Source organism: Bradyrhizobium sp. SUTN9-2, from assembly GCF_003122645.1.
In the GTDB taxonomy this organism is placed as follows: Bacteria; Pseudomonadota; Alphaproteobacteria; order Rhizobiales; family Xanthobacteraceae; genus Bradyrhizobium; species Bradyrhizobium yuanmingense.
The window spans coordinates 6,248,917-6,272,914 of record NZ_LAXE01000001.1; the positions used below are offsets into that span (position 1 = coordinate 6,248,917).

The window sequence follows — 23,998 nt, forward strand, 5'->3', positions numbered from 1 at the left end:
GCCGGATGCTGCGAAAGCGGAAATGCCGAGACCCAATCGGTTCGATAGCCGCCGCCTATCGGCATAGCGCGGGGCTATCGCATCGAAAGCAAGCCGGCATTTCAAGATGGAGGGGGTCTCGACGAAGCTCCTGCCATAGACCGCCGCCATCAGGGCTCGCGGCCAACAGAGGAGATTTTCCATGTCTAGGCATCTCACAATGTCGCGCGTGGTTTGGACAGGCGTTGCCGTGCTCGGCGCGCTGACATTCGCGACGCCGGCTTTCGCCGGCGAATGTCCGGCCGGCAAGACCAAGCCGAACGCGCAGCCGATGGTCGACTACAAGCCGGTCGGCGTCACCGACGTGACGCTCGGCGCGATCGATCTCGGCAAGCAGCCCGCCCGTATCGAGGGCCGCGAGCTGCGCTTCCGCAAGCTGACCATCGAGCCCGGCGGCATCGTGCCCTGGCACAGCCATGACGACCGTCCGGCCCTGATCTTCGTGCAGCAGGGCGAGATCGTCGAATACGCCTCCAACTGCGTCGACCCGATCGTGCACAAGGCCGGCGACATCCGCCCCGAAGTCCACGGCACGTCGCACTGGTGGAAGAACCTCGGCAAGGAGACGGTCATTCTCTATGTCGGCGACGTCCGCAAGGATCCCAACGACAAGCACATGTAACGAGCGCTCTTCAGCCCCAGCGGTTCGTTACGGAATGCGGCGCCCGGGACCCCATGCCGGGCGCCACATCCCTCACCGGATCATCATGCCATGACCGATCTTTCCGCATCGATCAAACCGATCGCGACGACGATGAATGCGCATTCCCCTGGCTTCGCGTTTCGCTCGCTCGTGATCGGCCTCACCGCATTCCTGACGGTCGTCGATCTCTTCGCGACGCAGGCGATCCTGCCCTCGCTGACACGGCACTACGGCGTCACACCCGCGGCAATGGGCTTTGCCGTCAATGCCAGCACCTTCGGCATGGCCGCAGCCAGCCTCGTCGTCGGCTTCTTCAGCCCGCGCATCGACCGGCGAACGGGCATCCTGCTCAGCCTGGCCCTGCTTGCGGTCCCCACCAGCCTGCTTGCTGTCGCGCCCAATCTTGCCGTCTTCGCCGCGTTGCGGGTCGCGCAGGGCCTGTGCATGGCGTCCGCCTTCGCGCTCACCCTCGCCTATCTCGGCGAGCAATGCAGCGCCATGGACGCCGGCGGCGCCTTTGCCGCCTACATCACCGGCAATGTCGCCAGCAATCTCGTCGGCCGGCTGATCTCGGCCGCATTGGCCGATGGCCTCGGCCTCGCTTGGAACTTCTACTTCTTCGCGGCGCTCAATCTTGCCGGCGCGGCGCTGGTCTATTTCACCGTCAACTGCGTGCCGCCGATGCATGCGATGACGCCGGCGGCTTCGCCGCTCGCCGCCACCATCGCGCATTGGCGCAATCCGCAGCTGCGCGCCTCTTTCGGCATCGGCTTCTGCATCCTGTTCGCCTTCATCGGCACCTTCACCTACGTCAATTTCGTGCTGGTGCGGCCGCCGCTGTCGCTCGGCATGATGGATCTCGGCCTCGTCTATTTCGTCTTCCTGCCGTCGATCGTCACGACGCTTCTGGCCGGCAGGGTGGCGGCGCGGCTGGGAACGCGGCCCACGATCTGGGGCGCGCTCGCTGTTGCCGGGCTCGGCCTGCCCTTGATGCTGTCGCCGCGTCTGGGCGAAGTGCTCGCCGGCATGGTCCTGGTCGGGGTCGGCACATTCTTCGCACAGGCCGCCGCGACGGGTTTCGTCGGACAGGCCGCAGCCGACAATCGCGGCATCGCCAGCGGGATCTATCTTACGTGTTACTTCTGCGGCGGACTGGTCGGCACCGCCGTGCTCGGGCGCCTGTTCGACGCTTTCGGATGGCAGGCGTGCGTATTCGGCGTGGGCGCGGCGCTCGCTGCCGCAGCCCTGCTTACATTCGCCCTGAAACGCTAGCGCTTGGCCGGCGCTTCCTGCGGCGGCTCGTCGTCGGCGATCGCGCGCCAGGCGGCGCCGTCGAGATCGTCGTACTGGCCGCTCCTGAGCGACCACAGGAAAGCGACGAGACCGGCACCTCCGAGCATCAATGCTAGCGGGACCAGGATGACCAGTATCTCCATTACACGATCTCCCGCGAGGCGCTGCGGGCGCGCAGCGAGTTCAGCATCACCAGGATCGACGATCCGCTCATGGCGGCAGCGGCGATCAGGGGCGTCACGACGCCGCTGATCGCAACCGGCACCGCGAGCACATTGTAGCCGATCGCAAGCCAGAGGTTCTGCCGCATCAAATGCAGCGCCTTGCGCGAGGCGTCGATGGCGGCAACCACCGGCGCCAGCGGCCGGCCGAGGAAGACGAGATCGGCGGTGGCCTGGCTGAGATGCGCGGCCGAGATCGGCGACATCGAGACATGGGCCGCCGCGAGCGATGGCGCATCGTTCATGCCGTCGCCGACCATCAGCACTTTCGCACCGCGCCGTTTCAGCTCCTCGATCCGCGCGATCTTGTCGGCCGGGGTGACGCTGGCGCGCCACTCGGGGATGTCGAGCGATTGGGCCGCGGCCTTCACGGCCGGCTCGCGATCGCCGGACAGGATCTCGATGCCGATGTTGCGCGCCTTCAGAGCCGCGATCACCGCCTTGGCATCGGGTCGCAGGCCCTGGCGAACCGAGAGGATGAATTTTTCGCTGCCCTTGCTGAACGCGACGATGGAAGCTTCGGGATCGACCAAGGCGCTGCCGACCAGCGCCTCGGCACCGCAGAAGGAGGGACGGCCGAGGCGAAGCTCGAGGCCGTCGACGGTCGCACGGACACCCTGCCCGGCCTCCTCCACCGCACTGAGGATCGGAGACTTCGCACCGGCAGCTTGCGCGACGGCGGCAGCCACCGGGTGATGGCTCGACAGTGCGAGCCGGCCGGCGAGTTCGAAGACATCGGCGGGAATGTCGGCGGCATTCATCACTTCGAGCTCGGGCAGCGTCAGCGTGCCGGTCTTGTCGAAGATCACATGGTCGGCTTCAGCCAGCCGCTCGATCGCATCGCCCGCATTGAGCAGCACACCGGCCTTGAACATCGCGCCCGAGGCCACCGTCTGCACCGTCGGGATCGCAAGCCCTAGGGCGCAGGGACAGGTGATGATCAGCACGGCGACGCCGGTCACGATCGCATCGTGCCAGCTCGCACCGGCGAGGACCCATCCGAGAATGGTCAGGAGCGCGGTCGCATGCACCACCGGCGCATAGAGCCGCGAGGCCCGGTCGGCAAGGCGCATGTAGCGCGAGCGCGCCTGGAGCGCGTTGTCGAGCAGCCGCGTGATCTCGGCGAGCAGCGTCGCCTCGGAGGCGGCCGAGACCCGCACCCGCAAGCTGCCGGAGATGTTCATCGATCCCGCATAGACCGGCGTGCCCTGCTCGGCCGTGACATAGAGCGTCTCGCCGGTGATCAGGCTCTGGTCGATCTCGGAACGCCCTTCGATCACGGTGCCGTCGACCGCGCAGCGCTCGCCGGGCCGGAGCAGCACGATGTCGCCCGGATTGATCGCCGCCACCGGCACCTGCGAGATCTCGTCGGGCCCGATGAACTTCGCGGCCGTCTCAGCCTTCAGCGCGGCGAGATTGCCGGCGACCGCGCGGGTCCGCCGCCGCATGTTCTGGTCGAGGAAGCGGCCGACCAGGAGGAAGGTCAGCAGCATGATCGCGGCGTCGAAATAGGCATGCTCGGCGTGGTGGATGGTCTCGACCACGGACATGCCGAGCGCCAGGATCACGCCGATCGAAATCGGCACGTCCATGTTGGTGGTCTTGGCCGACAGAGCGCGCCAGGCCGAGCGGAAGAACGGCTGGCCGGCATAGGCTGCCGCCGGCAGCGCGATCAGCGCCGACAGCCAGTGGAAGAAATCGCGCTGCTCCGGCAGCATGTCCGAGACGTTGCCCGACCACACCGGGATCGACAGCATCATCACGTTCATGGTGGCGAAGGCCGCAACGCCAAGGCAGCGCAGCAGGAAGCGGGATTCGGCGACCTCCGCCGCTTCCGCGCTCTCGGTCTCGAACGGATAGGCCTTGTAGCCGAGCTCCTCGAGCCGATCGATGAAACGGCCGGGGTCGAGCGTGCCCGCCTTCCATTCCAGCGCGACGCGGCGGTCGGTGAGGTTGACGCGCGCAAGGGTGACGTCGGGGATGGCCGAGAGCCCGCGCTCGATCTTGGCCATGCAGCCGGCGCAGTGAACGCCCTCGACGGCGAGATCGATGTGCCGGAGGCCCTCGCCCGCATCGCGGACGTAATGAGAGAAATCGCGCGTGACCTGCATGACGGAATCCTTCAGTTCAGGATCACGCGGTTACGCGACATGAACACGCGCGTCCCCCGCGCCTCGCCCTCGATCACCAGGTCCCATTGGCCCGGCGCGACGGACGCCGCATTGCCGCGATAGAGGCCGATGCCGGCTTCGGTGAGCTCGACGGCGAGGTCGGCGCGCTTGTCGGTCGGCCGCTCCAGCCGGCCGCCGAACTTCAGCCCGGAGATCGGCTGGCCGCCGGCGTCGCGGGCCTCGACCTGGACCGAGGCGCCGCCGTCGTTGCGGCGCTCGACATGGGCGTTGACCTTCCACTTCCGCGCGGCCTGGTCCTGCGCCGCCGAGATCTCGCGATCGTAGACGAGGCCCGCGGCATAGGGGCTGTCGACGTCGGTGCCGGGCAGCGTTGCGATGGCGAGCTTCATCATGGTGGCGTTGACGCCGATAACGAGGCCGAAGAAAGCGACCAGCATCAGGAAGACCTTGGTTCCGGTCAGCGGCTTGGATGACATGGTGGTCTCCTGATCTTACGGCGCGACAAAATTGTCGGTGGCGCTCGCGGCGACGCCGAGCCCGATGTCCATGACGTGGAAGCGGACCGGAATCGATTTCTCCGGATTGTTTTCGGCCGGCGCGGTGACCAGCAGCCGCAGCTCGCTGGTCGCATCGCGCGGGATCACGATGATCGGACGGTCCGGCGTGACCGAATCGATGCCGACGACGTGCATCGTGGGGTTCACGGGCCCCTCGACGTCGATCGCGATGACGCGGTCGTAGCCGCTCTTGTTCAGCAGCCGCACCGTATAGGCGTTGCGGATCGAGCCGTCGCTCAGCTTGACCGCGACCGGGTTGCGGTCGTGCAGCACGTTGACGTCGAGCAGGCTGCGGGTCGCCAGCGTATAGATCATGAAGCCGCCGACGGCCGCGATAATGGCACTATAGACGACGGTGCGAGGCCGGACGATCCGGTAGATCGGCGCCTTGCCTTCCTGGCGGCGATGGATGTTGATGTCGTTGTCGTAGCCGATCAGCCGCTTCGGCCGGCCGATCTTTGTCATCACGTTGTCGCATGCGTCGATGCAGAGGCCGCACTGGATGCATTCCATCTGCGGCCCGTTGCGGATGTCGATGCCGGTCGGGCAGACCGCGACGCATTGGTAGCAGTCGACGCAATCGCCGACCTGCTGGCCGAGGGCGCGCAGCTCGGCGGCCTTTTTCACCGAGGTGCGCTTCTCGCCGCGGTCATAGCGATAGGTGACGTTGAGCGCCCATTCGTCGGTGAGTGCGGCCTGAATGCGCGGCCACGGACACATATAGGTGCAGACCTGCTCGCGCATGAAGCCGGCGAGCAGATAGGTCGTCGCGGTGAGGATGCCGATCCAGATATAGGCGAGCATCGGCCCCTGGAAGGTGACGAGCTCCTTCACCAGGGTCGGCGCGTCGTTGAAATAGAGCACCCAGGCGCCGCCGGTCCACCAGGCGATCATGAGCCAGATCGAATGCTTGAGCACGATCTCGGAGATGCGCTCCAGCTTCATCGGATCGGACGATTTGTCCTTCTTCATCCGCTCGCGCCGGTCGCCCTCGATCAGGCGTTCGACCGCGTAGAACAGGTCGGTCCACACCGTCTGCGGACAGAGATAGCCGCACCAGATCCGCCCGCCGATGGAGTTCATCAGGAACAGCGCCACCGCGGCGACGATCAACAGGCCCGTGAAGTAATAGACCTCCTGCGGCCACAGCTCGATGAAGAAGAAATAGAAGCGGCTGTTGGGAAGATCGATCAGCACCGCCTGGCTCGGCGCGCCGAGACCGCGATTCCAGCGCACGAAGGGCAGGAAGTAGTAGACGCCGAGGCAGAATGCCATCAGGCCCCATTTGATCCGGCGGAAAGTACCGGAGACGCTCTGGGGATAGACCTTCTTGCGGGCCGCATAGAGCGGCCCGACGTCGTCCGCGGGCTTCAGTTCGTTCGGATTGACGGTCTTGTTCATCGCCTCGAGCTTCTTCAAAGGTGCGATTAAACCTAGACCCGGCACCGCCGCGCAGGTTGATCCAACGCAAACGGGGGCGCTTTTCTTCGCCCCCGCCAGAAGTCGTCGGTCGCGGATCGGCCTATTTGCCGCCGCCGAGCGAGTGGACGTAGACCGCCATCGCCTTGATGGTGGCGGGATCGAGCCGGCCTTCCCAGGCCGGCATCACGCCGGCGCGGCCCTGGCCGATGGTCTCGATCAGGCTCGCCTCGTCGGAGCCGTAGAGCCAGATCTTGTCGGTCAGATCAGGTGCGCCCATCTCCTGGTTGCCCTTGCCGGCGTCGCCGTGGCAGGAGACGCAATTCTCCGCGAACATCTTCTGGCCCTTGGCGGCGTCATAGCCGTTGCGGGTCGACAGGCCCGACAGCGACCGCACGTAATTGGCGGCGGTGACGATCTCGTCGCCCTTCAGCACGCCATCCTTGCCGAAGGCGAGCATCTGCCCCTCATGGGTCTTGGCATGGCCCGACCGCACGCCGAACTGGATGGTCTGCATGATCTGGTCGAGCGAGCCGCCCCACAGCCATTCGTCATCGTTCAGGTTGGGATAGCCCTTGGACCCCGTCGCACCCGTGCCGTGGCACGGCGCGCAATTGTCGCCGAACACCGTCTTGCCCTTGGCGCGCGCAAGCGCCAGCAGAGCCGGATCCTTCTGGATGTCGGCGAGCGAGGCCGAGCCCAGCGCCGCCATCTTGTCACCCCGGATCTTCTCGAGGTTAGCGAGCTCGACCGCGACGTCGGCGCGCGAGGAATAGCCGAACAGGCCGGTGGTGTTGCTTTGGATCAGCGGCCAGGCCGGATAGACGATCCAGTAGCCGATCGACCAGACGATGGTGAGATAGAAGGTGATCACCCACCACCGCGGCAGCGGCGTGTTGAGCTCCTTGATGCCGTCCCACTCGTGTCCGGTCGTGGACTTGCCGGAGACGGAATCGATGTCGCTAGAATGATCGGTCATGTTTTCTCACTCCTCCCGCAAGGGCAGGTGCGCTGCCTTGTCGAACGCAGCCTTGTTACGGGGCCAAAATGCGTAGGCGATGATCGCGAGAAAGATCGCGACGAACACCGGTGTCCAGATCGTCGTCACGAGATCGGACGCAAGATTATGGACGGTCAGGATGGCTTTCATCGTTCATGCCTTCTCAGCGAAGATTGGCTTTCTCGTTGTAGATCTTGAAGTCGACCAGCGTGCCGAGCATCTGCAGGTACGCGACCAGCGCGTCCATCTCGGTCGGCGTGCCGGTCTTGCCGTCGAAATTGCGTACGACGGCCTTGGCGTAGCGCTTGGTGAAGGCGTCGGTGCCGGCATTGTCCGGATCGGCCTGGGCCTTCAGGTCGGCGGCGGCATTGGCGAGCTGCTCGTCGCTATAGGGGACGCCGACGGTCCTGAGGGCGCGCATGTCGCCGGCGATCGCATCGGGGTCGATCTCGGCCTTGCTGAGGAACGGATAGCCGGGCATCACGGACTGCGGCACGATCGCGCGCGGGTTGGCCAGATGGGTGACGTGCCACTCGTCGGAATACTTGGCGCCGACGCGCGCGAGATCCGGACCGGTGCGCTTGGAGCCCCACTGGAACGGGTGGTCATACATGCTCTCCGCGGCGAGCGAGAAGTGGCCGTAGCGCTCGACCTCGTCGCGCAAGGGCCGGACCATCTGCGAGTGGCAGAGATAGCAGCCCTCGCGGACGTAGACGTTGCGTCCCGCGAGCTCGAGCGGCGTGTAGGGCCTGACCCCATCGACCTTCTCGATCGTGCTCTTGAGGTAGAACAGCGGAGTGATCTCGACGAGACCGCCGATCGCAACCACGAGGAGGATACCGACGACCAGGATGATCGAGTTCTTTTCGAAGATTTGGTGGCGTGTCCAGAACGACATTGCTTGAGCTCCTCATTCCGCCGGCTGAAGAGCGACGGGCATCTGGACTTCCTGCTCGCCGACGCGAACCGTCATCCAGAGATTGTAGGCCATGATCAGCGAGCCGATCAGGAACAGGCCGCCGCCTGCGGCGCGGATGATGTAGAAGGGATGCATCGCCTCGACGGTCTCGATGAAGGAATATTCGAGGAAGCCGAGCGAGGTGTAGGCGCGCCACATCAGGCCTTGCAGGATGCCGGAGACCCACATCGCCGAGATGTAGAGGACGATGCCAAGGGTGGCGACCCAGAAGTGCCAGTTGACGAGCTTGAGGCTGTAGAGGCCCTTGCGATTCCAGGCCCACGGCACCAGGCAGTACAGCGCGCCGAAGGAGACGAAGCCGACCCAGCCGAGCGCGCCGGAATGCACGTGGCCGATGGTCCAGTCGGTGTAGTGGCTGAGCGAGTTGACCACCTTGATCGACATCATCGGGCCTTCGAAGGTCGACATGCCGTAGAAGGCGACGGAGACCACGAGCATGCGCAGCACGGGATCGGTGCGCAGCTTGTCCCAGGCACCCGACAGCGTCATCAGGCCGTTGATCATGCCGCCCCAGGAGGGCATCCACAGCATGATCGAGAAGGTCATGCCGAGCGTCTGCGTCCAGTCCGGCAGCGCCGTGTAGTGCAGATGGTGGGGACCTGCCCAGATGTAGAGAAAGATCAGCGCCCAGAAGTGGATGATAGAGAGCCGGTAGGAATAGATCGGCCGCTCGGCACGCTTCGGGATGAAGTAGTACATGATGGCGAGGAAGCCGGCGGTCAGGAAGAAGCCGACCGCGTTGTGGCCGTACCACCACTGGAACATGGCGTCCTGGATGCCGCCCCAGGCGACGTAGGACTTCGAACCGAACACCGAAACGGGCAGCGCCGGGTTGTTGCCGAGATGCAGCACCGCGATCGTCACGATGAAGGCGAGATAGAACCAGTTCGCAACGAAGATGTGCGGCTCCTTGCGCTTGAAGATGGTGGCAAGGAAGACGAGCAGATAGACGACCCAGACGATGGTCAGCCACAGATCGGCGTACCATTCCGGCTCGGCATATTCCTTTGACTGGGTGACGCCGAGCAGATAGCCGGTGCCGGCGATCAGGATGAAGAAGTTGTAGCCGAGCACGACGAACCACGGCGCGAGGTCACCGGCAAGGCGCGCGCGGCAGGACTTCTGCACGACATAGAACGAGGTTGCGATCAAGACGTTGCCGCCGAACGCGAAGATCACGGCGGAGGTGTGCAGCGGACGCAGGCGGCCGAAGCTGATCCAGGGCAGATCGAAGTTCAGCGCGGGCCAGGCCAGCTGCGAGGCGATGATGAGGCCGACGAGGAATCCGGCAATGCCCCAGAACATCGCCATGAAGGCCGAGAACTTGATCGGCCCCATGCTGTAGTTCGGGCGGCCGTTGATCTCCTGGGCCGGCAGCGCCGCCGGCCTCTCGAAATAGCGGTTGACGATGAAGAACACCGCAGCGAGGCTCGCCGCCGCGCTGAGCGCAGCGTGGAACGCGAAGGGCGCATCGAGCGCCTTGGCCGAGGCGATCACGCAGAGGAAAGCGGTGACTGCGAATACGACAGCCAAGCCGCTTTCACCGATGGTCATGGATTTTGAGATGGAGGGCTGGCTCATGCGGATTCTCTCTGAAAGAACACGCTGCCAGAAACCACATCCACCCTCGCGGCGAATTGATTGAAATCAAGATAGATGGATTTCTGTTAATGTGAGCCGATGCAGTGCCAGTTGAAATGCCCTCTCCCCTTGTGGGAGAGGGCAGCGAGAAAGGTGCGGCAAACTCACTTGGGTGAGGGGTTGGTTCCGCACGAAAAGTTTTTCCGTTGAAGCGGACCCCTCATCCGGCGCTTCGCGTCACCTTCTCCCGCAAGGGGAGAAGGGAAGAAAGATAGATAACCTCCGTGAAATCGCGGAGGTTGGAACAGAAGGATCCAGACCTCACTCCCGCGCCGTCGCCTTGAGCGCCGCGATGACGTCCTCGCGCGCGATGATGCCGGCCAGCTTCTGTGTGCCGTCGAGCACGATGATGCTCCTGATGCGGTGCTCGACCATGATCTGGAGCACGCGCGTCAGCCGCGTGTCGGGGCTGACATAGATGAACTCGGGCGTCATGACGTCGCCGATCTTGCGGCTCATCAGGTCGTCGTAGCGCGGCAACATCTGGCTCGGCGTAAAGGCGAAGCACTTCAGGATGTCGAACTTGGTCACGATGCCGACCACCTGCCCGTCGTCTTCGACCGGATAGGAATTGAAATCGTCGGTCTCGAACATCTCGCTGAGCTGGAACAAGTCGAGGTCGCGCTGCACCGTCTTGACGTTGCGCGTCATGTAGCCGTCGACGGTCTGTTCAAGAAATTGGTACACGGCGCGTCCTCCTCTATTCCTCAACTGGCCGGCCGCTGGTCAGTGCGACAGCAGCACGCTGCGGGCGGTTTGCGTCACCAGATATTGGGTGACGCCGCCGAGGATCAGTTCGCGAAATCTCGAATGACCATAGGCGCCCGCGACGATCAGGCCCGCGCCGGTGTCGCCGGCGACTTTCTCCAACCGCGCAGCAGGGGTTTCGTTTCCTGCGGCCTCGAGGACCCGCGCAGTCGCGGTGATGCCGTGGCGGCCGAGCCAGGCGGCAACGTCGCTGACACCGGCCATCACGGCCGAACGGTCGTCGCCCCGCTCCGGGATTTCCACGATGGTGACGTCCTTCGCCTTGTGCAGCATCGGCAGCGCGCCCGCCACCGCCCGCCGCGCCTCCGGCGCGTCCTTCCACGCCACCAGCACGCTGCGCAGGTCGAGCCAGTTGGCCCGGTCGGGAACGACGAGCAGCGGGCGGCCGGTCTGCATCACCAGGTCCTTGGGACTCGCCAGCGAGAAAGCATCGGAGAAGGCCGGGCTCTGCCCACCGCTGACGACGATGTCGGCGCAACGCGCCTGCGCCGTGACGAAGCGGGCCGGATAATCCATCGCGCTTCGCCACTCCGCGTGTCCACCGCGATTTTTCACGGCCGCGCGGAATTGCGCTTCGAGCCCGGCCAGCCGCCGCTTGATCGAAGCTTCGCCCTCGTCGATCAGCGCTTGCGCCTCTGCGCCGTCGGTGAAATAGAGCGGCGGGACGAACTGCGCCGCAGCGACCCCGACGATGGCCGCCTCGAATCGTTCGGCGAGCTCGCCTGCGACCTGAAGACGCGCTTCGTTGAGTTGATCGAGCGCCAGGCTGACCATGACGGTGGCGTATGTCATCGGGAAATCTCCAGCATTACAGAATTTTTTGAATCCTAGACCTGCTGCCGCGCAACAGGCTGAGCTAGATCAAATCGAGGTCTCTGGCTGCCCACTCTCCCGGAATGGGGAGTCCGGCAGTGGATTCAACGTCCGCGCTTGCCTCCGGCCGAGCCTTGGGCGACATTGCTGAAGCGGTAACGGCATCCTGCCGGTCCGCCGAGAATAGGAGCAGAACCTTGGCGCCGACCCGCGGGAACCATCCGGCAGACGATGGTCGGGGCGAGCATTTCCGAGTCCGCATCGAGGGATTCGGGGTCGGCACCTGGGACCTCGACCTGCAGACTCGCGAGCTCGACTGGTCGGACACGGCCAGACGGCTGTTCGGCCTGCAGCCGGACCAGGCCGTCAGCTACGATCTCTTTCTTTCCCTGTTGGAGCCGGGCGATCGGGACCACCTCCTGAAGGCGATCGGGCGCACATCGGAAGGTGGCGGGGGCCTCGACTTGTCCTTCAAGGTCAGCGGCGCGTCCGGAAACGGCCAATGGATCCGGGCCAGGGCCGGCGTGATCCGGGACGATGCGGGCATGCCGCGTCATCTCAGCGGGATATTCCTCGACATCAACGAGGAGAAGCAGCTCGAAGAGGCCCTGCGGTCCCAGGAGAATCATCTTCGCTCGATTCTCGAAACGGTGCCCGATGCCATGATCGTCATCGATTCACGCGGCATCATGCAGCTCTTCAGCAGCGCGGCGGAGCGGCTGTTCGGCTACAGCAGGCAGGAAGCCATCGGCCGGAACGTGAGCATTCTCATGCCGGAGCCCGATCAGTCGCGTCACGACAGCTATCTCACGCGCTATCTCAGGACCAATGATCCGCACATCATCGGCATCGGCCGGATCGTGACGGGCAAACGCCGCGACGGCACGACCTTCCCGATGCACCTGTCCGTCGGGAAGACGCAACGCGCGGGCGAGCCCCATTTCACCGGCTTCGTGCGCGATCTCACCGAGCACCAGCAGACCCAGGCGCGGCTCCAGGAGCTGCAATCCGAGCTCGTGCACGTGTCGCGGCTGACAGCGATGGGCGAGATGGCTTCCGCGCTCGCCCACGAGCTCAACCAGCCGCTGGCGGCGATCAGCAATTACATGAAGGGATCGCGGCGCCTCCTCGCCGGCAGCACCGATCCCAACATGCCGAAGGTCGAAAGCGCGCTGGACCGCGCGGCGGAACAGGCGTTGCGCGCCGGCCAGATCATCCGCCGCCTGCGCGACTTCGTCTCCCGCGGCGAATCCGAGAAGCGGGTCGAGAGCCTGTCCAAGCTGATCGAGGAAGCCGGCGCGCTCGGGCTCGCCGGCGCGCGCGAGCAGAACGTGCAGCTCCGCTTCAGCCTCGATCCCGACGCCGACCTCGTTCTCGCCGACCGGGTGCAGATTCAGCAGGTGCTGGTCAACCTGTTCCGCAACGCGCTCGAGGCGATGGCGCAGTCGCAGCGGCGCGAGCTCGTTGTCGCCAACACCCGTGTCGCCGACGGCATGATCGAGGTGGAGGTCTCCGACACCGGCATCGGCTTCCGGGAAGACATCATTCCAAACCTGTTCCAGACCTTCTTCACCACCAAGGACACCGGCATGGGCGTGGGACTCTCCATCAGCCGCTCGATCATCGAGGCCCATGGCGGCCGCATGTGGGCCGAGAGCAACGCAGCGGGCGGAGCGACGTTCCGCTTCACCCTGCCGGCAACCGACGAGAGCTGATCCATGACGACCAAGGGAAATGTTTACGTCATCGACGACGACGCGGCGATGCGGGACTCGCTGAACTTCCTGCTGGATTCCGCCGGCTTCGCCGTCACTTTGTTCGACGACGCGCTCGCCTTTCTCGAAGCCCTGCCCGGCCTCGGTTTCGGCTGCGTCGTCTCCGACGTGCGCATGCCCGGCCTCGACGGCATCGAGCTCTTGAAGCGGATGAAGGCGCAGCAAAGCCCGTTCCCGATCGTGATCATGACCGGTCATGGCGACGTGCCGCTGGCGGTCGAGGCGATGAAGCTCGGGGCGGTCGACTTCCTGGAGAAACCATTCGATGACGACCGACTCACCGCCATGATCGAGTCGGCGCTCCGCCAGGCCGAGCCCGCCGCCAAGAACGAGGCCGTCACGCACGACATCGCCGCCCGCGTCGCGTCCTTGAGTCCGCGGGAGCGCCAGGTCATGGAGGGGCTGGTCGCGGGCCTCTCCAACAAGCTGATCGCCCGCGAATACGACATCAGCCCACGGACCATCGAAGTCTACCGGGCCAACGTCATGACCAAGATGCAGGCGAGCAGCCTTTCGGAACTGGTTCGCCTCGCGATGCGCGCCGGCATGCTCAACGATTGAGGCAGGTCAAGGCGACTTCACGGCGCAGTGCTAGCCAGACAGCATGGTTGAGGTCAGCCCACATCGTGCGCGGCCGTCGTCCTCCCCACAACCCACCGTCTTTGTGGTCGACGATGATGCCGCAGTTCTCGGATCCCTGCGGTTCCTGCTGGAGACCGACGGCTTCGCCGTGCGGACCTTCAGGAGTGGCACGGCGCTGCTCAATCTCGGCGCCGCGCCCGCGCCGGACTGCTACGTCATCGACTACAAGATGCCCGACATCAACGGCATCGATTTGACCGGCCGGCTTCGCAAATCCCACCGCGACGCGCCCGTGATCCTGATCACCGGCTATCCCGACGAGAACATCTCGGCCCGGGCCGCGATGGCGGGTATCAAGGACGTGGTTTTGAAGCCGCTTCTCGACGAAAACCTGGTCAAGTGCATCCGCCACGCCATCCAGGACCGCCCCGGAGCGTGACCTAGGGACTCTACGTAGGTAAACATCCCTAAGATAACGCGCGAAATTTCCGGATTGCGTGTTTCATCGTAGCAGTGCTCCATCACAACGGAGATGGCGCAGATGCTGACCCAGACGCTCAACACCCAGGCGATCAACACCCAAATCGGTGGCAAGATTGCTCCTGCCCACCCCGTTACCGACCAGTTCGGCGCGATCGCGGGCCATGTCGGCCTGGTCGCCACCGAGTTCTCCTACGGCAAGGACGAGGAGATCTATGGCGAGGAGGAGGCGGCCGAATATGTCTATCAGGTCGTGACCGGCGCGGTGCGCAGCTACAAGCTTCTCTCCGACGGCCGCCGCCAGATCGGCGCCTTCCATCTTCCCGGCGACGTGTTCGGCCTCGAATCCGGTCCCACTCACCGTCTCGCCGCTGAAGCCATCATCGATACCACCGTCCGCCTCGTGAAGCGCGCCAGCCTGGAAAAGGCCGCCGGCACCGACGTGCAGGTCGCCCGCAAGCTCTGGGCCATGACCGCCGGCGAGTTGCGCCATGCCGAGGACCACATGCTGCTGCTGGGCCGCAAGACTGCGATGGAGCGCGTCGCGACCTTCCTGCTCGAAATGGACCGCCGCCTCGCCGTCGCCGGCATGATGGCACTGCCCATGTGCCGCCGCGACATCGGCGACTATCTCGGCCTCACCTTGGAGACCGTGTCGCGCGCGCTGTCGCAGCTGCACGCTCAGGGCATTCTCGGTTTCTCCGGTGCCCGCCAGATCATGCTGCGCAACCGCCAGCGTCTGCACAATCTCGACGCCTGATCCTCAATCTTCCTCCCGACCCACTTTGGCCGGCTGAATACGTTCAGCCGGCCACTTCTTTGGTGGCGGTCAGACCCGTGCGCCGCGTCTCCGGCATCACAAAGAAGATCAGCAGGAGCCCCGCTGCGGCAACGCCGGACAGCCCGATGAATGCGGTGGCATTGCCGAACTTGTCGCTGACATAGCCGCCAAGCACCGTGCTCAGCGACGCGCCGATGCCCGTTGCGGTGCCGACGATCCCCTGCGCCAGGTTGAAATGCCCGCTGCCGAACGCGACGTCGGCGACGATCAGCGGGATCATCACCGCGAAGACCGCCGCGGTGATGCCGTCGAACACCTGCACCAGCACCAACAGATACGGATCGCGCACGGTCGCAAACAACAGGCCGCGAATCGCCAGAGCACCGAATCCGATCAGCAGCAGCGGGCGCCGGCCCCACGCTTGCGCCTTGCGCCCGACCGTCGGCGACAGCAGCGCCACGATCGCTTGCGGAACGACGATGCAAAAGGCGACGAGCACGGTCGCCCATTGGCTCGATCGCGCCGTCACCGCGCTCGCCATCAGCGGCATCATCGCGGCGTTCGCGAGCTGCAGCAGCAGCACGCTGAGCGCGAACACGATGAGCGGGCGCTGCCGGATCAGGTGCCAGATATTGGGATCGCCGCGGTCGGCGGCTTCAGGCGGCAGCTCGCCGTGACAGCGCCTGATGTCGACCTCGTTCTCGCGGATGCGCGACAGAGCGATCAGGGTTGGAATCACGAGCAGGAAGGTGACCAGGAAGACCGAGCGGCTCGATAACAGGTAGCCCGCGGTGCCCATCACCGCTGCCGCGACGCCGTTGCCGAGCGAGGCGAAGCGCGCGTTGCGCCCGAGCCGCTCGCCGATCGCGAGCGGGCCGACGAGGCCGAGGCTGATCGCGGCGATCGCCGGCCCGAGCACGCAGCTCGCCATCGCATGCAGCGTGGCGGCGGTCACCACGACGGCGAAGATCGGCATCGCCGCATAGGCCAGCGCGCAGGCGCCGATGGTCGCGATCGCGAGGGCAGCGACGAGGCGCTCCGATTTCGCGGCATCGATGATCGCGCCGCCCGGCATCTGGCCGATCAGGGCGACGATGCCGCCGATCGACAGCACGAACCCGATCTCGACCTGGGTCCATTTCTGCGTCGTCAGATAGACCGCGATGAAGGGACCGAATCCGGTCTGCACGTCGGCGAGGAAGAAGATGAACCAGTCGAGGCCGCGCAGGCTCTGGCGCGACGGCGCCGGAATGCCCGCAGCCGCCGGCTCCGCGACGTTGTCCTGCTCGACGACGCCGCCGCGATCTGCATGATTCGGCTTCCTCGACAACAGCACGGGCGGTCAGCCCTCCCTGCACCTCACTGAATCGCTTGCAGCGGCTGAAGGCTGCCGGACGCGCCGAGCACGACGATCGGCGTGTCCTCCTTGTATTCCGGTGCGGCCGCGACCTGCGCCTTGGTCAATTCCAGCGTGATGCTGTCCTTCTTGTTGGCGATCTTGCCGAAGCGCAGCGCGTTCCAGTCGACGACGATCTTGCGGCTGCCGACGCCGAGGAAGCCGCCGAAATCGATCGCCGCAGCGCGGACATGGCCGGTGCGATCGACGATGACGTCGACGATGCGACCCATGTCCTCGCCGGCGGCGCTGCGAACGTCGCGGCCGAGAACGCCGTGGGCCTCGCTCGCGCCGATGATGGTCACCGATGGCGGCGGCGCGGCGTCCTTGGGCGTAACGGGCACCGTGGAAGCCGGCGGTTGCACATTTGCCGGTGCCTTTGCCTCGCTCGGGGATGCAGGCGGCTCCTCGGCCGCGCGCGATTCGGCGACCGTCAAGCCCGCGACGATCGCCACGCCCAAGATCAACCTTCCGATCGCACGCATGACCTCCTCCTCGCGCCTCTAGCGCGCCAGCACGATCGAGACCTGGATCTGACCGCGCGTGCGCAACACTTCCAGCGCCACGTCGTCGCCGTGACGGCTGACGCGAAGATCGACGCTGGATTCGCCAAGGCGCAGATCGCGCAGGATCACCTCGTTGAGGAACGCCGGCAGATGCGGGTTGCGCAGGCGAATCTCGCCGCGCGCGACGTCGAACTCGAGGCCGAGTGCCGCCTCCAGCAACGTGAACGGCGTCGCGCTGGCCCAGGCCTGCGGCGCGCAGGCGACCGGGTACAGCGTCGGCCCGCGCCGCTTCTCGCGCCGGAAGCCGCAGAACAATTCGGGCAGCCGGCGCAAATCCATGTAGGTCGCGGCGTCGAACAGCCCCTTGAAGACATGCGCCACCGAATGCTTGAGGCCGTAGCGCGCCAGCCCCAGCGCGATCAGCGCGTTGTCGTGCGGCCAGATCGATCCGTCATGGTAGGACATCGGGTTGTAGCGCACCTCGCCTTGCGCGACGGTGCGGATGCCCCAGCCCGAGAAGAAATGCGGCCGCATCAGATCGGCGGCGACGAGACGCGCGCGGTCCTCGCGGACCATGCCGCTGAACAGGATCTGCCCGGCATTCGAGGTCCTCACCTTGCAGGGCCGCTTCTTGCCGTCGAGCGCGAGCGCATAGGTGCCGAGCTCCTCGCACCAGAACGCCTGCTCGAAGCGCTCGGCGAGCGCCCTGGCTTCGGCCTCGAGCTTGCGCACGCGGTCCGGCTTGCCGAGCCGCAGCGCGCAACGCGCCGCGAGCTGCTTGGCGGCAAAGACGTAGCCCTGGACCTCCGCGAGCGCGATATTGCCCTCGGCAAGCCGGCCGTCGGCATGGAAGATCGCGTCATAGGAATCCTTCCAGCCCTGGTTCGCCAGCCCTTTCTCGGTCGCGCGCTGGTATTCGACGAAACCGTCTTGGTCGGGATCGCCCGGACCGTCGATCCAGGCCAGCCCCGCCTCGATCGCCGGCCACAGCTCGACCAACGTGGCCTCGTCGCCGGTGCGCTCGAAATAGCTGCCTGCGAGCAGCACGAACAGCGCGGTCGAATCGACGCTGCCGTAGTAATGCGCGAACGGGACTTCCCCGAGCGCCGCCATCTCGCCGCCGCGCATCTCGTGCAGGATCTTGCCGGGCGCGGCGTCCGCGAGCGGATCGACCGCCGCGGCCTGGAAATGCGCGAGCCGGCGCAGGACGCCCTTGGCAATGCGCGGATCGACCCAGAGCATCTGCAGCGCGGTGATGAGGCCGTCGCGCCCGAACGTCGTCGAGTACCAGGGAATGCCGGCATAGGGATAGCGTCCCTGCGGCGTCTCGGTCATCAGCATGTTGAGGTCGGCCATGGCCTGGCACAGCACCTCGTTGAAGATGTTGTTGGAGGTCTCGATGCTGGCCGCGCCCATGGTCGACTGCCGCATCTCGCGGCGGTGCGCCAGCAGACCCGGGAAGAACCGCACCGGCTTCTCCGTCAGCGGCCGGTTGCAGGACACGGCCACGAACAGCGATTTGGCCTGGTGCGGCTCAAGGTCGAGTTCCCAGGTCGCAGCGTTGACCGAGAGCCGCGTCGGACGCGGATCGAAATGCAGGCCGGTGGTCCGCTCGGCGTCGTCAAGGCCGCGATACTCGAACAGGACGTCGGTCGGCCCGAGCAGCCGGCCGGTTCCGACGCCGCGGCGCGGCCGCCGCTCGCCGCGAACCTCGAACAGATCGGCGAAGTCGTTGCCGAACAGCAGCGTCAGCTCGAAGCTGGTGCGCCGGTCGCCATGGTTCTGCACGCCGATGCGCTGGTAGGCGGTGCCGCGCCACAGGAAGATGGTGCGCACGACGTGCAACAGGTCCTTTTGCAGAACGAGGTTGCCCTGCCGGTAGATGTCCGGATTGGTGAGATCGACGGTCAACGCCGAATTGTCGTCGCGCAGATTCGAGCCGAGCAGCAGCGGCTGGAGATCGTCGAGCACGAGCTCCAGCCGCGCAAGATAGCGCGTGTCGTGATGGAACAGTCCGTCCGGCCCGCCAGCGGACGCGCCGATGTCGCCGTGGCTGTCGAGCACGATGAAGGTGTCGTCGTGCTTGAGCGAACGCCGCGGCCGGGCCGAGGGCCCGGTCATCGGAATGTAGAAGGGCTGTTCCGCGACCTGTTCCGGGGTCCGCGTCACGGAGACGAACTGGGTTACGGCTTCTGCCGACATGAGCTGCTCCCCTGCGCTTGATTCGAAACGCGACCGACTCGAGAACGCGACTGTTGGTTTACGCGGCGGCTTGCGCGAGCCGGCTCATTTCCTGCGTGACCAGCTCACGATACGGCCCGTGACCCTGCATCAGGCGCTCGGGCGAGCCGTCCTCGATGATCTTACCATTCCTCAACACCACGACACGATCGAAATTGCGCAGCGTCGCAAGGCGATGAGCGATCGCGATCACGGTGCGGCCGCGCATCAGGCGGGACAGCGCCTCGCGGATCGCCTCCTCGGATTCGCTGTCGAGCGCGGCGGTCGCCTCGTCCAGCAGCAGGATCGGCGCGTCCTTCAGGAAGGCGCGCGCGATCGCGATGCGCTGGCGCTGGCCGCCCGACATCTTGACGCCGCGGTCGCCGACCATGGTGTCGAGGCCCTCGGGCAGGGTCTCGACGAAGTCGCAGCGCGCTGCGATCGCCGCGCGCAGCACCTCGTCGTCGGTCGCGTTCGGCCGGCCATAGCGGATGTTCTCGCGAATGGAGCGATGAAACAAGGAAATGTCCTGCGGCACGACGGAAATCGCCTCGCGCAGGCTCAGCTGCGTCACCTTCGAGATGTCCTGGCCGTCAATGGTGATATTGCCCTCGTCGACGTCGTAGAAGCGCTGCAGCAGCGTGAACAGCGTCGACTTGCCGCCGCCGGACTGGCCGACCAGTCCGACGCGCTGGCCGGGCTGGAGGCGCAGGCTGAAGCGCTCGAAGATCTTGTCGCTGCCGGGATAGCCGAAGGTGACGTTGTTGTACGCGATGGCCGCGCCGCTTTTGACCAGGGGCTCGGCCTCGGGATGATCGCGGAGCTCGTGCGGCACCAGCAGCGTGGCGATCGCCTCTGTCAGACGCGCGACGTGCTGGGTGACGTCGACCAGCGCCACCGCGAGATCGCGCGTCGCGCTCAGGATCGAGATGCCGAGCGTACAGACCAGCACGACGTCGCCGGTCGTCGCTTGGCCCTTCTGCCAGAGCGAGATCGCCCAGGCCATCAGCGCAATGGTCAGAAGCACGGTGATGACGGCATGCAACAGCCGCAGCTTCTCCAGATAACGCAGGCTGCGGCTGCGCGCGGTCAGCTCCTGGTTCACGGTCGCGTCGAACCGCTCATGCTCGTGGCTGATGCCGCAGAAGGCGCGCACCAGCGGCATGTTGCTGATGACGTCGATCATCTCGCCGTCGACCAATGCGGCCTTGTCGGCGAAATCGTCATGCAGCGGCTTGCCGGCCGCGGCCAGACGAAACATCGCAACTACCATGCCGCCCGCGATCGCGATCAGGCCGAGCGCCATGTAGGGACTGACGGTTCCAATCAGGATGATTGCCGCAATTGTGGCAATGCACGGCGGCAACACATTCCAGACGAACATGTTCTCGACGGTGAACACCGCGTTCGAGGTCGCGGTGATGCGGCTCGTCAGCATGCCGGGCATCCGGTCCGAGAAGTAGCTCGGGGCGTGCCCGGTCAGATGACGAAATATGTCACGCCGTAAATCGCCCGTGACCCGGACGAAGGTGAAGCTCGCCGTCCAGCTTGCGATCCGCCACAGGAAGTTGTCGGCGGCAATCAGTGACATGAGCAGAATGAATGCCAGCCATACGCCACCGCCATACGAGGGACCGGCCGACAAGGCGTCGACCAGAGCTTTGACGCCATACTGGGTGCCTACGGAGCAGGCAACGGCCCCCACGACCGCGGTCAGGATCACCAAATGCGACGCGAGACGACGCCGGAGATAGCGCAGGACAAAGGCAAATGGCCTACGCGCGTACCCAGAAAGCTGATCCATATGGCTGTCGCCCCGTTATGCTGATTTTTCGTTTCGTTACTGGTCGAGTGAACATCGACCGCTTCGCCTCGGTTCCCGGGCAATCCCATCACGACATGCGGATGCGGACGATGTGCGAAGATGTAGTGGCAGCATCGCGACGCTCCGCCGACGTGTCGAATATGTAACGTTCGGGGGAAGGAACTTCGCAGGTGCGGGAACGTTCCCTCGTCTGGCATTGCCGGTGCCGTTAAGGCGGGGGTTTCAACTTCATGATCGCAGAGGAGATGGTGAGATGCGCATCGCGCAGGTAGCTCCGTTGACGGAGGCTGTTCCACCCAAGCTGTATGGCGGCACCGAGCGGGTGGTGCATTGGTTGACGGAAGAGCTGGTGGCCCTGGGCCATGACGTGACGCTTTTCGCCAGCGGCGACTCGCGGACATCGGCCAAGCTCGATGCATTATGGCCGCGGGCACTTCGGCTCGACGGTTCGGTGCGCGATCCCAACGCGCTGCACATGGTGCTGCTGGAGCGGGTGCGGCAAAAATGTGACGACGAGGAGTTCGATTTCCTCCACTTCCATCTCGACTATTATCCCTGGTCGTTGTTCCACCGCCAGCCGACCCCGTTCGTGACGACGTTGCACGGCCGGCTCGATCTTCCCGAGCATCAGCCGGTCTTCAACACCTTCACCAAGATGCCGGTCATCTCGATCTCCAATGCGCAGCGGCGGCCGGTGCCGCAGGCGAACTGGGTGACGACGATCCACCACGGCCTGCCGGAGAAGCTGCTGACGCCGAAGCCGGCGAAACAGGAATACCTCGCCGTGCTCGGCCGCATCGCGCCCGAGAAGGGCGTCGATCGCGCCATCAAGATCGCGACCCATTGCGGCATTCCGCTCAAGATCGCGGCCAAGGTCGACCGTGCCGACCAGGATTATTACGACGAGCTGATCCGGCCGATGATCGAGAACAATCCGTTGGTCGATTTCATCGGCGAGATCAGCGATCACGAGAAATCGGATTTCCTCAGCGGCGCGCTCGGCCTCTTGCTGCCGATCGACTGGCCGGAGCCGTTCGGCCTCGTCATGATCGAGGCCATGGCGTGCGGAACGCCGGTCGTCGCCTTCAACCGCGGCTCGGTGCCGGAGATCATCGACGAGGGCCTCACCGGCTTCATCGTCGAGGACGTCATCAGCGCCGCGGGCGTGGTGAACCGGCTTCCGCAACTCGACCGCGCCGCGATCCGCAAGCAGTTCGAGACCCGCTTCACCGCGCGGCGCATGGCCCTGGACTACCTCGCCGCATATCGCAGCCTGACCGAGGCGCAGGCACCGCGGATCAAGCTGGTGAGCAGCGCGGAGTAGGAAGGCAACTTAGGCGCAAACCTCATGGCCGGGCCAGTACCGGCCATGATTTGCGTAAGCGCCCGCCCTATCAATTCGTCATTGCGAGCGCAGCGAAGCAATCCAGGATCTTTCCGCGGAGGGACTCTGGATTGCTTCGCTGCGCTCGCAATGACGGAGGACTTGGCGACGGCCTCCTACCCGACCCTCACCCGCTTCGGCTCGGCGATCTCGAACATCCTTCCTACGCCGCTCACCCCGCTACATCCCCAATAGCCGCGGCAGCCACAGCGACAGGCCCGGCCAATAGGTCACCACCATGAGGAAGCTCAGCATCGTCAGCAGCCACGGCCACACTGCGACCGTGAGCTCGGTGATCCCCATCTTGGCGATGCCCGAGGCGACGTAGAGATTGAGGCCGACGGGCGGATGGCACAGGCCGACCTCCATGTTGACCGTCATCAGAATGCCGAAATGAATCGGGTCGATGCCGAGCTTGACCGCGACCGGAAACAGGATCGGCGCCATGATCAGGATGATCGAGGACGGCTCCATCACGTTGCCTGCGAGCAGCAGCAGGATGTTGACGAGCAGCAGGAAGCCGATCCAGCCCAGGCCCTGGTCGATCATCCATTGCGCCAGCGCCTGCGGCACATTCTCGTAGGTCATCAGGAACGAGAACAGCACGGCATTGGTGATGATGTAGAGCAGCATCGCCGAAAGGTTGGCCGACGACAGCAGCACGCGCGGCACGTCGCGCAGCTTCAGGTCCTTGTAGATGAACACCGCGACGATGAAGGCGTAGACCGCGCTGACGGCGGCAGCTTCAGTCGGCGTGAACAGGCCACTGTAGATGCCGCCGATCACGATCACGATCAGGAGGATGCCCCAGATCGACTTGCGGAACGCATCGAGACGCTCCATGAAGGTCGCCTTCGGCATCCGCGGATAGTCGTTGCGCCAGGCGCGATAGAACGTCGTCATGCCGAGCAGCGTGGCGAGCGCAAGCCCCGGCACGATGCCGGCGATGAAGAGTTTGCCCACCGAGCTGTTGGTGGAGACGGCGTAGAGCACCATCGGGATCGATGGCGGAATCAGAATGCCGAGCGAGCCCGACGTCGTGATCACGCCGGCGCCGAACCGCTTCGGAAAGCCTTGCGCGACCATCGCGGGCAGGATCACTGAGCCGATCGCCACCACGGTCGCCGGCGAGGAGCCGGAGATCGCGGCGAACAGCGCGCAGGCGACCACGCCCGACAGCGCGAGCCCGCCATACCAATGGCCGACCAGCGAGGTTGCAAAGGTGATCATCCGCCGCGCCACGCCGCCATGAGTCAGGAAGTTGCCGGCCAGAATGAAGAACGGGATCGCCATGATCTCGAAATTCTCGATGCCGGTGAACAGCTTTAGCGCCACCGATTCGGTTCGCACGTCAGTCAGCGTGAACATGAAGCTGAGCACGGTCAGACCCAGCGCAATCGAGATCGGCATGCCGGTCAGCATCAGCGAGATCAGCAGCGCGAACACGATGAAGACGCGCAGGCCCTGCGGCAAGGTGATGACATGGGCCGCATGCGCGAAGCACAGCGCGACGATCAGGACCGGCAGCAGCATCAGGATCCAGC

Annotated in this window: 22 protein-coding genes; 7 read left to right on the forward strand and 15 right to left on the reverse strand. The window is 65.1% G+C overall.

The window, feature by feature from the left end; all coding sequences use genetic code 11:
* Positions 1–181: 181 nt before the first annotated feature.
* Both XF30_RS28905 and XF30_RS28910 read left to right on the forward strand, forming a co-directional pair.
* Positions 182–661 carry a cupin domain-containing protein gene (locus XF30_RS28905; protein ID WP_109144559.1) on the forward strand — a complete coding sequence of 160 codons (480 nt, stop codon included), beginning with the start codon at positions 182–184 and terminating at the stop codon, positions 659–661.
* Positions 662–751: 90 nt separating this feature from the next.
* Complete coding sequence (locus XF30_RS28910; RefSeq protein ID WP_109144560.1) at positions 752–1,954, forward strand: MFS transporter; 1,203 nt, start codon at positions 752–754, stop codon at positions 1,952–1,954.
* Here XF30_RS28910 and ccoS read toward each other — a convergent pair.
* The 10 genes from ccoS to XF30_RS28960 form a co-directional block, all read right to left on the reverse strand.
* Positions 1,951–2,118, reverse strand: a complete 168-nt coding sequence (ccoS, locus tag XF30_RS28915; RefSeq protein ID WP_008550618.1) for a cbb3-type cytochrome oxidase assembly protein CcoS — start codon at positions 2,116–2,118, stop codon at positions 1,951–1,953. The genes XF30_RS28910 and ccoS overlap by 4 nt on opposite strands.
* Positions 2,118–4,307: a cation-translocating P-type ATPase gene (locus tag XF30_RS28920; protein WP_109144561.1), complete on the reverse strand. Its 2,190-nt coding sequence runs from the start codon at positions 4,305–4,307 to the stop codon at positions 2,118–2,120. The genes ccoS and XF30_RS28920 overlap by 1 nt, the downstream gene beginning before the upstream one ends.
* A gap of 11 nt (positions 4,308–4,318) precedes the next feature.
* The gene (locus XF30_RS28925) at positions 4,319–4,804 is read right to left on the reverse strand and encodes a FixH family protein (RefSeq protein WP_036004419.1); all 486 of its coding nucleotides are present in this window, start codon (positions 4,802–4,804) and stop codon (positions 4,319–4,321) included.
* 15 nt (positions 4,805–4,819) lie between these two features.
* Positions 4,820–6,286 (reverse strand): cytochrome c oxidase accessory protein CcoG, encoded by a 1,467-nt coding sequence (gene ccoG, locus XF30_RS28930; protein ID WP_036037795.1) that lies wholly within the window; start codon positions 6,284–6,286, stop codon positions 4,820–4,822.
* A 121-nt stretch (positions 6,287–6,407) separates the two neighbouring features.
* Positions 6,408–7,283 carry a cytochrome-c oxidase, cbb3-type subunit III gene (gene ccoP / locus XF30_RS28935; RefSeq protein ID WP_109144562.1) on the reverse strand — a complete coding sequence of 292 codons (876 nt, stop codon included), beginning with the start codon at positions 7,281–7,283 and terminating at the stop codon, positions 6,408–6,410.
* A gap of 6 nt (positions 7,284–7,289) precedes the next feature.
* Complete coding sequence (locus tag XF30_RS28940) at positions 7,290–7,454, reverse strand: cbb3-type cytochrome oxidase subunit 3 (protein WP_025034779.1); 165 nt, start codon at positions 7,452–7,454, stop codon at positions 7,290–7,292.
* 13 nt (positions 7,455–7,467) lie between these two features.
* On the reverse strand, positions 7,468–8,202 hold the full coding sequence (gene ccoO, locus XF30_RS28945; protein ID WP_109144563.1) for a cytochrome-c oxidase, cbb3-type subunit II: 735 nt from the start codon (positions 8,200–8,202) through the stop codon (positions 7,468–7,470).
* Between the two features lie 12 nt (positions 8,203–8,214).
* Positions 8,215–9,864, reverse strand: coding sequence for a cytochrome-c oxidase, cbb3-type subunit I (gene ccoN / locus XF30_RS28950; protein WP_036004408.1), 1,650 nt, complete (start codon positions 9,862–9,864; stop codon positions 8,215–8,217).
* A gap of 321 nt (positions 9,865–10,185) precedes the next feature.
* Positions 10,186–10,611: a CBS domain-containing protein gene (locus tag XF30_RS28955; RefSeq protein WP_109144564.1), complete on the reverse strand. Its 426-nt coding sequence runs from the start codon at positions 10,609–10,611 to the stop codon at positions 10,186–10,188.
* Between the two features lie 39 nt (positions 10,612–10,650).
* Positions 10,651–11,484 (reverse strand): universal stress protein, encoded by an 834-nt coding sequence (locus XF30_RS28960; RefSeq protein WP_109144565.1) that lies wholly within the window; start codon positions 11,482–11,484, stop codon positions 10,651–10,653.
* A gap of 218 nt (positions 11,485–11,702) precedes the next feature.
* On the opposite strand from XF30_RS28960, the gene fixL reads away from it, so the two are divergent.
* From fixL to XF30_RS28980, 4 genes are all read left to right on the forward strand, one after another.
* Positions 11,703–13,220, forward strand: a complete 1,518-nt coding sequence (gene fixL / locus XF30_RS28965) for a sensor protein FixL (protein WP_057026796.1) — start codon at positions 11,703–11,705, stop codon at positions 13,218–13,220.
* 3 nt (positions 13,221–13,223) lie between these two features.
* Entirely contained in the window at positions 13,224–13,841 is a 618-nt protein-coding gene (gene fixJ / locus XF30_RS28970) for a response regulator FixJ (protein ID WP_109144566.1), read from the forward strand.
* A 43-nt stretch (positions 13,842–13,884) separates the two neighbouring features.
* Positions 13,885–14,301 carry a response regulator transcription factor gene (locus XF30_RS28975; protein WP_109144567.1) on the forward strand — a complete coding sequence of 139 codons (417 nt, stop codon included), beginning with the start codon at positions 13,885–13,887 and terminating at the stop codon, positions 14,299–14,301.
* A gap of 102 nt (positions 14,302–14,403) precedes the next feature.
* Complete coding sequence (locus tag XF30_RS28980; RefSeq protein WP_192893282.1) at positions 14,404–15,102, forward strand: helix-turn-helix domain-containing protein; 699 nt, start codon at positions 14,404–14,406, stop codon at positions 15,100–15,102.
* Between the two features lie 43 nt (positions 15,103–15,145).
* Here XF30_RS28980 and XF30_RS28985 read toward each other — a convergent pair whose 3' ends face one another.
* Genes XF30_RS28985 through XF30_RS29000 form a run of 4 tightly spaced genes read right to left on the reverse strand, consistent with a single transcriptional unit; the run spans position 15,146 to position 21,049 of the window.
* Positions 15,146–16,459 carry an MFS transporter gene (locus XF30_RS28985; protein ID WP_109144569.1) on the reverse strand — a complete coding sequence of 438 codons (1,314 nt, stop codon included), beginning with the start codon at positions 16,457–16,459 and terminating at the stop codon, positions 15,146–15,148.
* Between the two features lie 23 nt (positions 16,460–16,482).
* Complete coding sequence (locus XF30_RS28990; protein WP_057026798.1) at positions 16,483–17,004, reverse strand: PRC-barrel domain-containing protein; 522 nt, start codon at positions 17,002–17,004, stop codon at positions 16,483–16,485.
* Positions 17,005–17,022: 18 nt separating this feature from the next.
* On the reverse strand, positions 17,023–19,227 hold the full coding sequence (locus XF30_RS28995) for an amylo-alpha-1,6-glucosidase (RefSeq protein ID WP_109144570.1): 2,205 nt from the start codon (positions 19,225–19,227) through the stop codon (positions 17,023–17,025).
* Positions 19,228–19,285: 58 nt separating this feature from the next.
* Positions 19,286–21,049, reverse strand: a complete 1,764-nt coding sequence (locus tag XF30_RS29000; RefSeq protein WP_036025953.1) for an ABC transporter ATP-binding protein — start codon at positions 21,047–21,049, stop codon at positions 19,286–19,288.
* A 274-nt stretch (positions 21,050–21,323) separates the two neighbouring features.
* Here XF30_RS29000 and XF30_RS29005 point away from each other — a divergent pair, with 274 nt between their 5' ends.
* Positions 21,324–22,394, forward strand: coding sequence for a glycosyltransferase family 4 protein (locus tag XF30_RS29005; protein WP_036004379.1), 1,071 nt, complete (start codon positions 21,324–21,326; stop codon positions 22,392–22,394).
* Positions 22,395–22,634: 240 nt separating this feature from the next.
* Here the strand turns inward: XF30_RS29005 and XF30_RS39965 are convergent, their stop codons facing one another.
* Complete coding sequence (locus XF30_RS39965; protein ID WP_244609112.1) at positions 22,635–23,915, reverse strand: TRAP transporter large permease; 1,281 nt, start codon at positions 23,913–23,915, stop codon at positions 22,635–22,637.
* Positions 23,916–23,998 lie beyond the last annotated feature (83 nt).

Bases quoted from the DNA above. Each gene is read 5' to 3' on its own strand.
- ccoP (WP_109144562.1), bottom strand. From the start codon at position 7,283: ATGACCGATCATTCTAGCGACATCGATTCCGTCTCCGGCAAGTCCACG.
- XF30_RS28920 (WP_109144561.1), bottom strand. From the start codon at position 4,307: ATGCAGGTCACGCGCGATTTCTCTCATTACGTCCGCGATGCGGGCGAG.
- XF30_RS28975 (WP_109144567.1), top strand. From the start codon at position 13,885: ATGGTTGAGGTCAGCCCACATCGTGCGCGGCCGTCGTCCTCCCCACAA.
- ccoS (WP_008550618.1), bottom strand. From the start codon at position 2,118: ATGGAGATACTGGTCATCCTGGTCCCGCTAGCATTGATGCTCGGAGGT.
- XF30_RS28905 (WP_109144559.1), top strand. From the start codon at position 182: ATGTCTAGGCATCTCACAATGTCGCGCGTGGTTTGGACAGGCGTTGCC.
- XF30_RS28990 (WP_057026798.1), bottom strand. From the start codon at position 17,004: ATGCGTGCGATCGGAAGGTTGATCTTGGGCGTGGCGATCGTCGCGGGC.
- XF30_RS28910 (WP_109144560.1), top strand. From the start codon at position 752: ATGACCGATCTTTCCGCATCGATCAAACCGATCGCGACGACGATGAAT.
- ccoN (WP_036004408.1), bottom strand. From the start codon at position 9,864: ATGAGCCAGCCCTCCATCTCAAAATCCATGACCATCGGTGAAAGCGGC.
- XF30_RS29005 (WP_036004379.1), top strand. From the start codon at position 21,324: ATGCGCATCGCGCAGGTAGCTCCGTTGACGGAGGCTGTTCCACCCAAG.
- XF30_RS28925 (WP_036004419.1), bottom strand. From the start codon at position 4,804: ATGTCATCCAAGCCGCTGACCGGAACCAAGGTCTTCCTGATGCTGGTC.
- XF30_RS28980 (WP_192893282.1), top strand. From the start codon at position 14,404: ATGCTGACCCAGACGCTCAACACCCAGGCGATCAACACCCAAATCGGT.
- ccoG (WP_036037795.1), bottom strand. From the start codon at position 6,286: ATGAACAAGACCGTCAATCCGAACGAACTGAAGCCCGCGGACGACGTC.
- XF30_RS28940 (WP_025034779.1), bottom strand. From the start codon at position 7,454: ATGAAAGCCATCCTGACCGTCCATAATCTTGCGTCCGATCTCGTGACG.
- XF30_RS28995 (WP_109144570.1), bottom strand. From the start codon at position 19,227: ATGTCGGCAGAAGCCGTAACCCAGTTCGTCTCCGTGACGCGGACCCCG.
- XF30_RS29000 (WP_036025953.1), bottom strand. From the start codon at position 21,049: ATGGATCAGCTTTCTGGGTACGCGCGTAGGCCATTTGCCTTTGTCCTG.
- fixJ (WP_109144566.1), top strand. From the start codon at position 13,224: ATGACGACCAAGGGAAATGTTTACGTCATCGACGACGACGCGGCGATG.
- ccoO (WP_109144563.1), bottom strand. From the start codon at position 8,202: ATGTCGTTCTGGACACGCCACCAAATCTTCGAAAAGAACTCGATCATC.
- XF30_RS28960 (WP_109144565.1), bottom strand. From the start codon at position 11,484: ATGACATACGCCACCGTCATGGTCAGCCTGGCGCTCGATCAACTCAAC.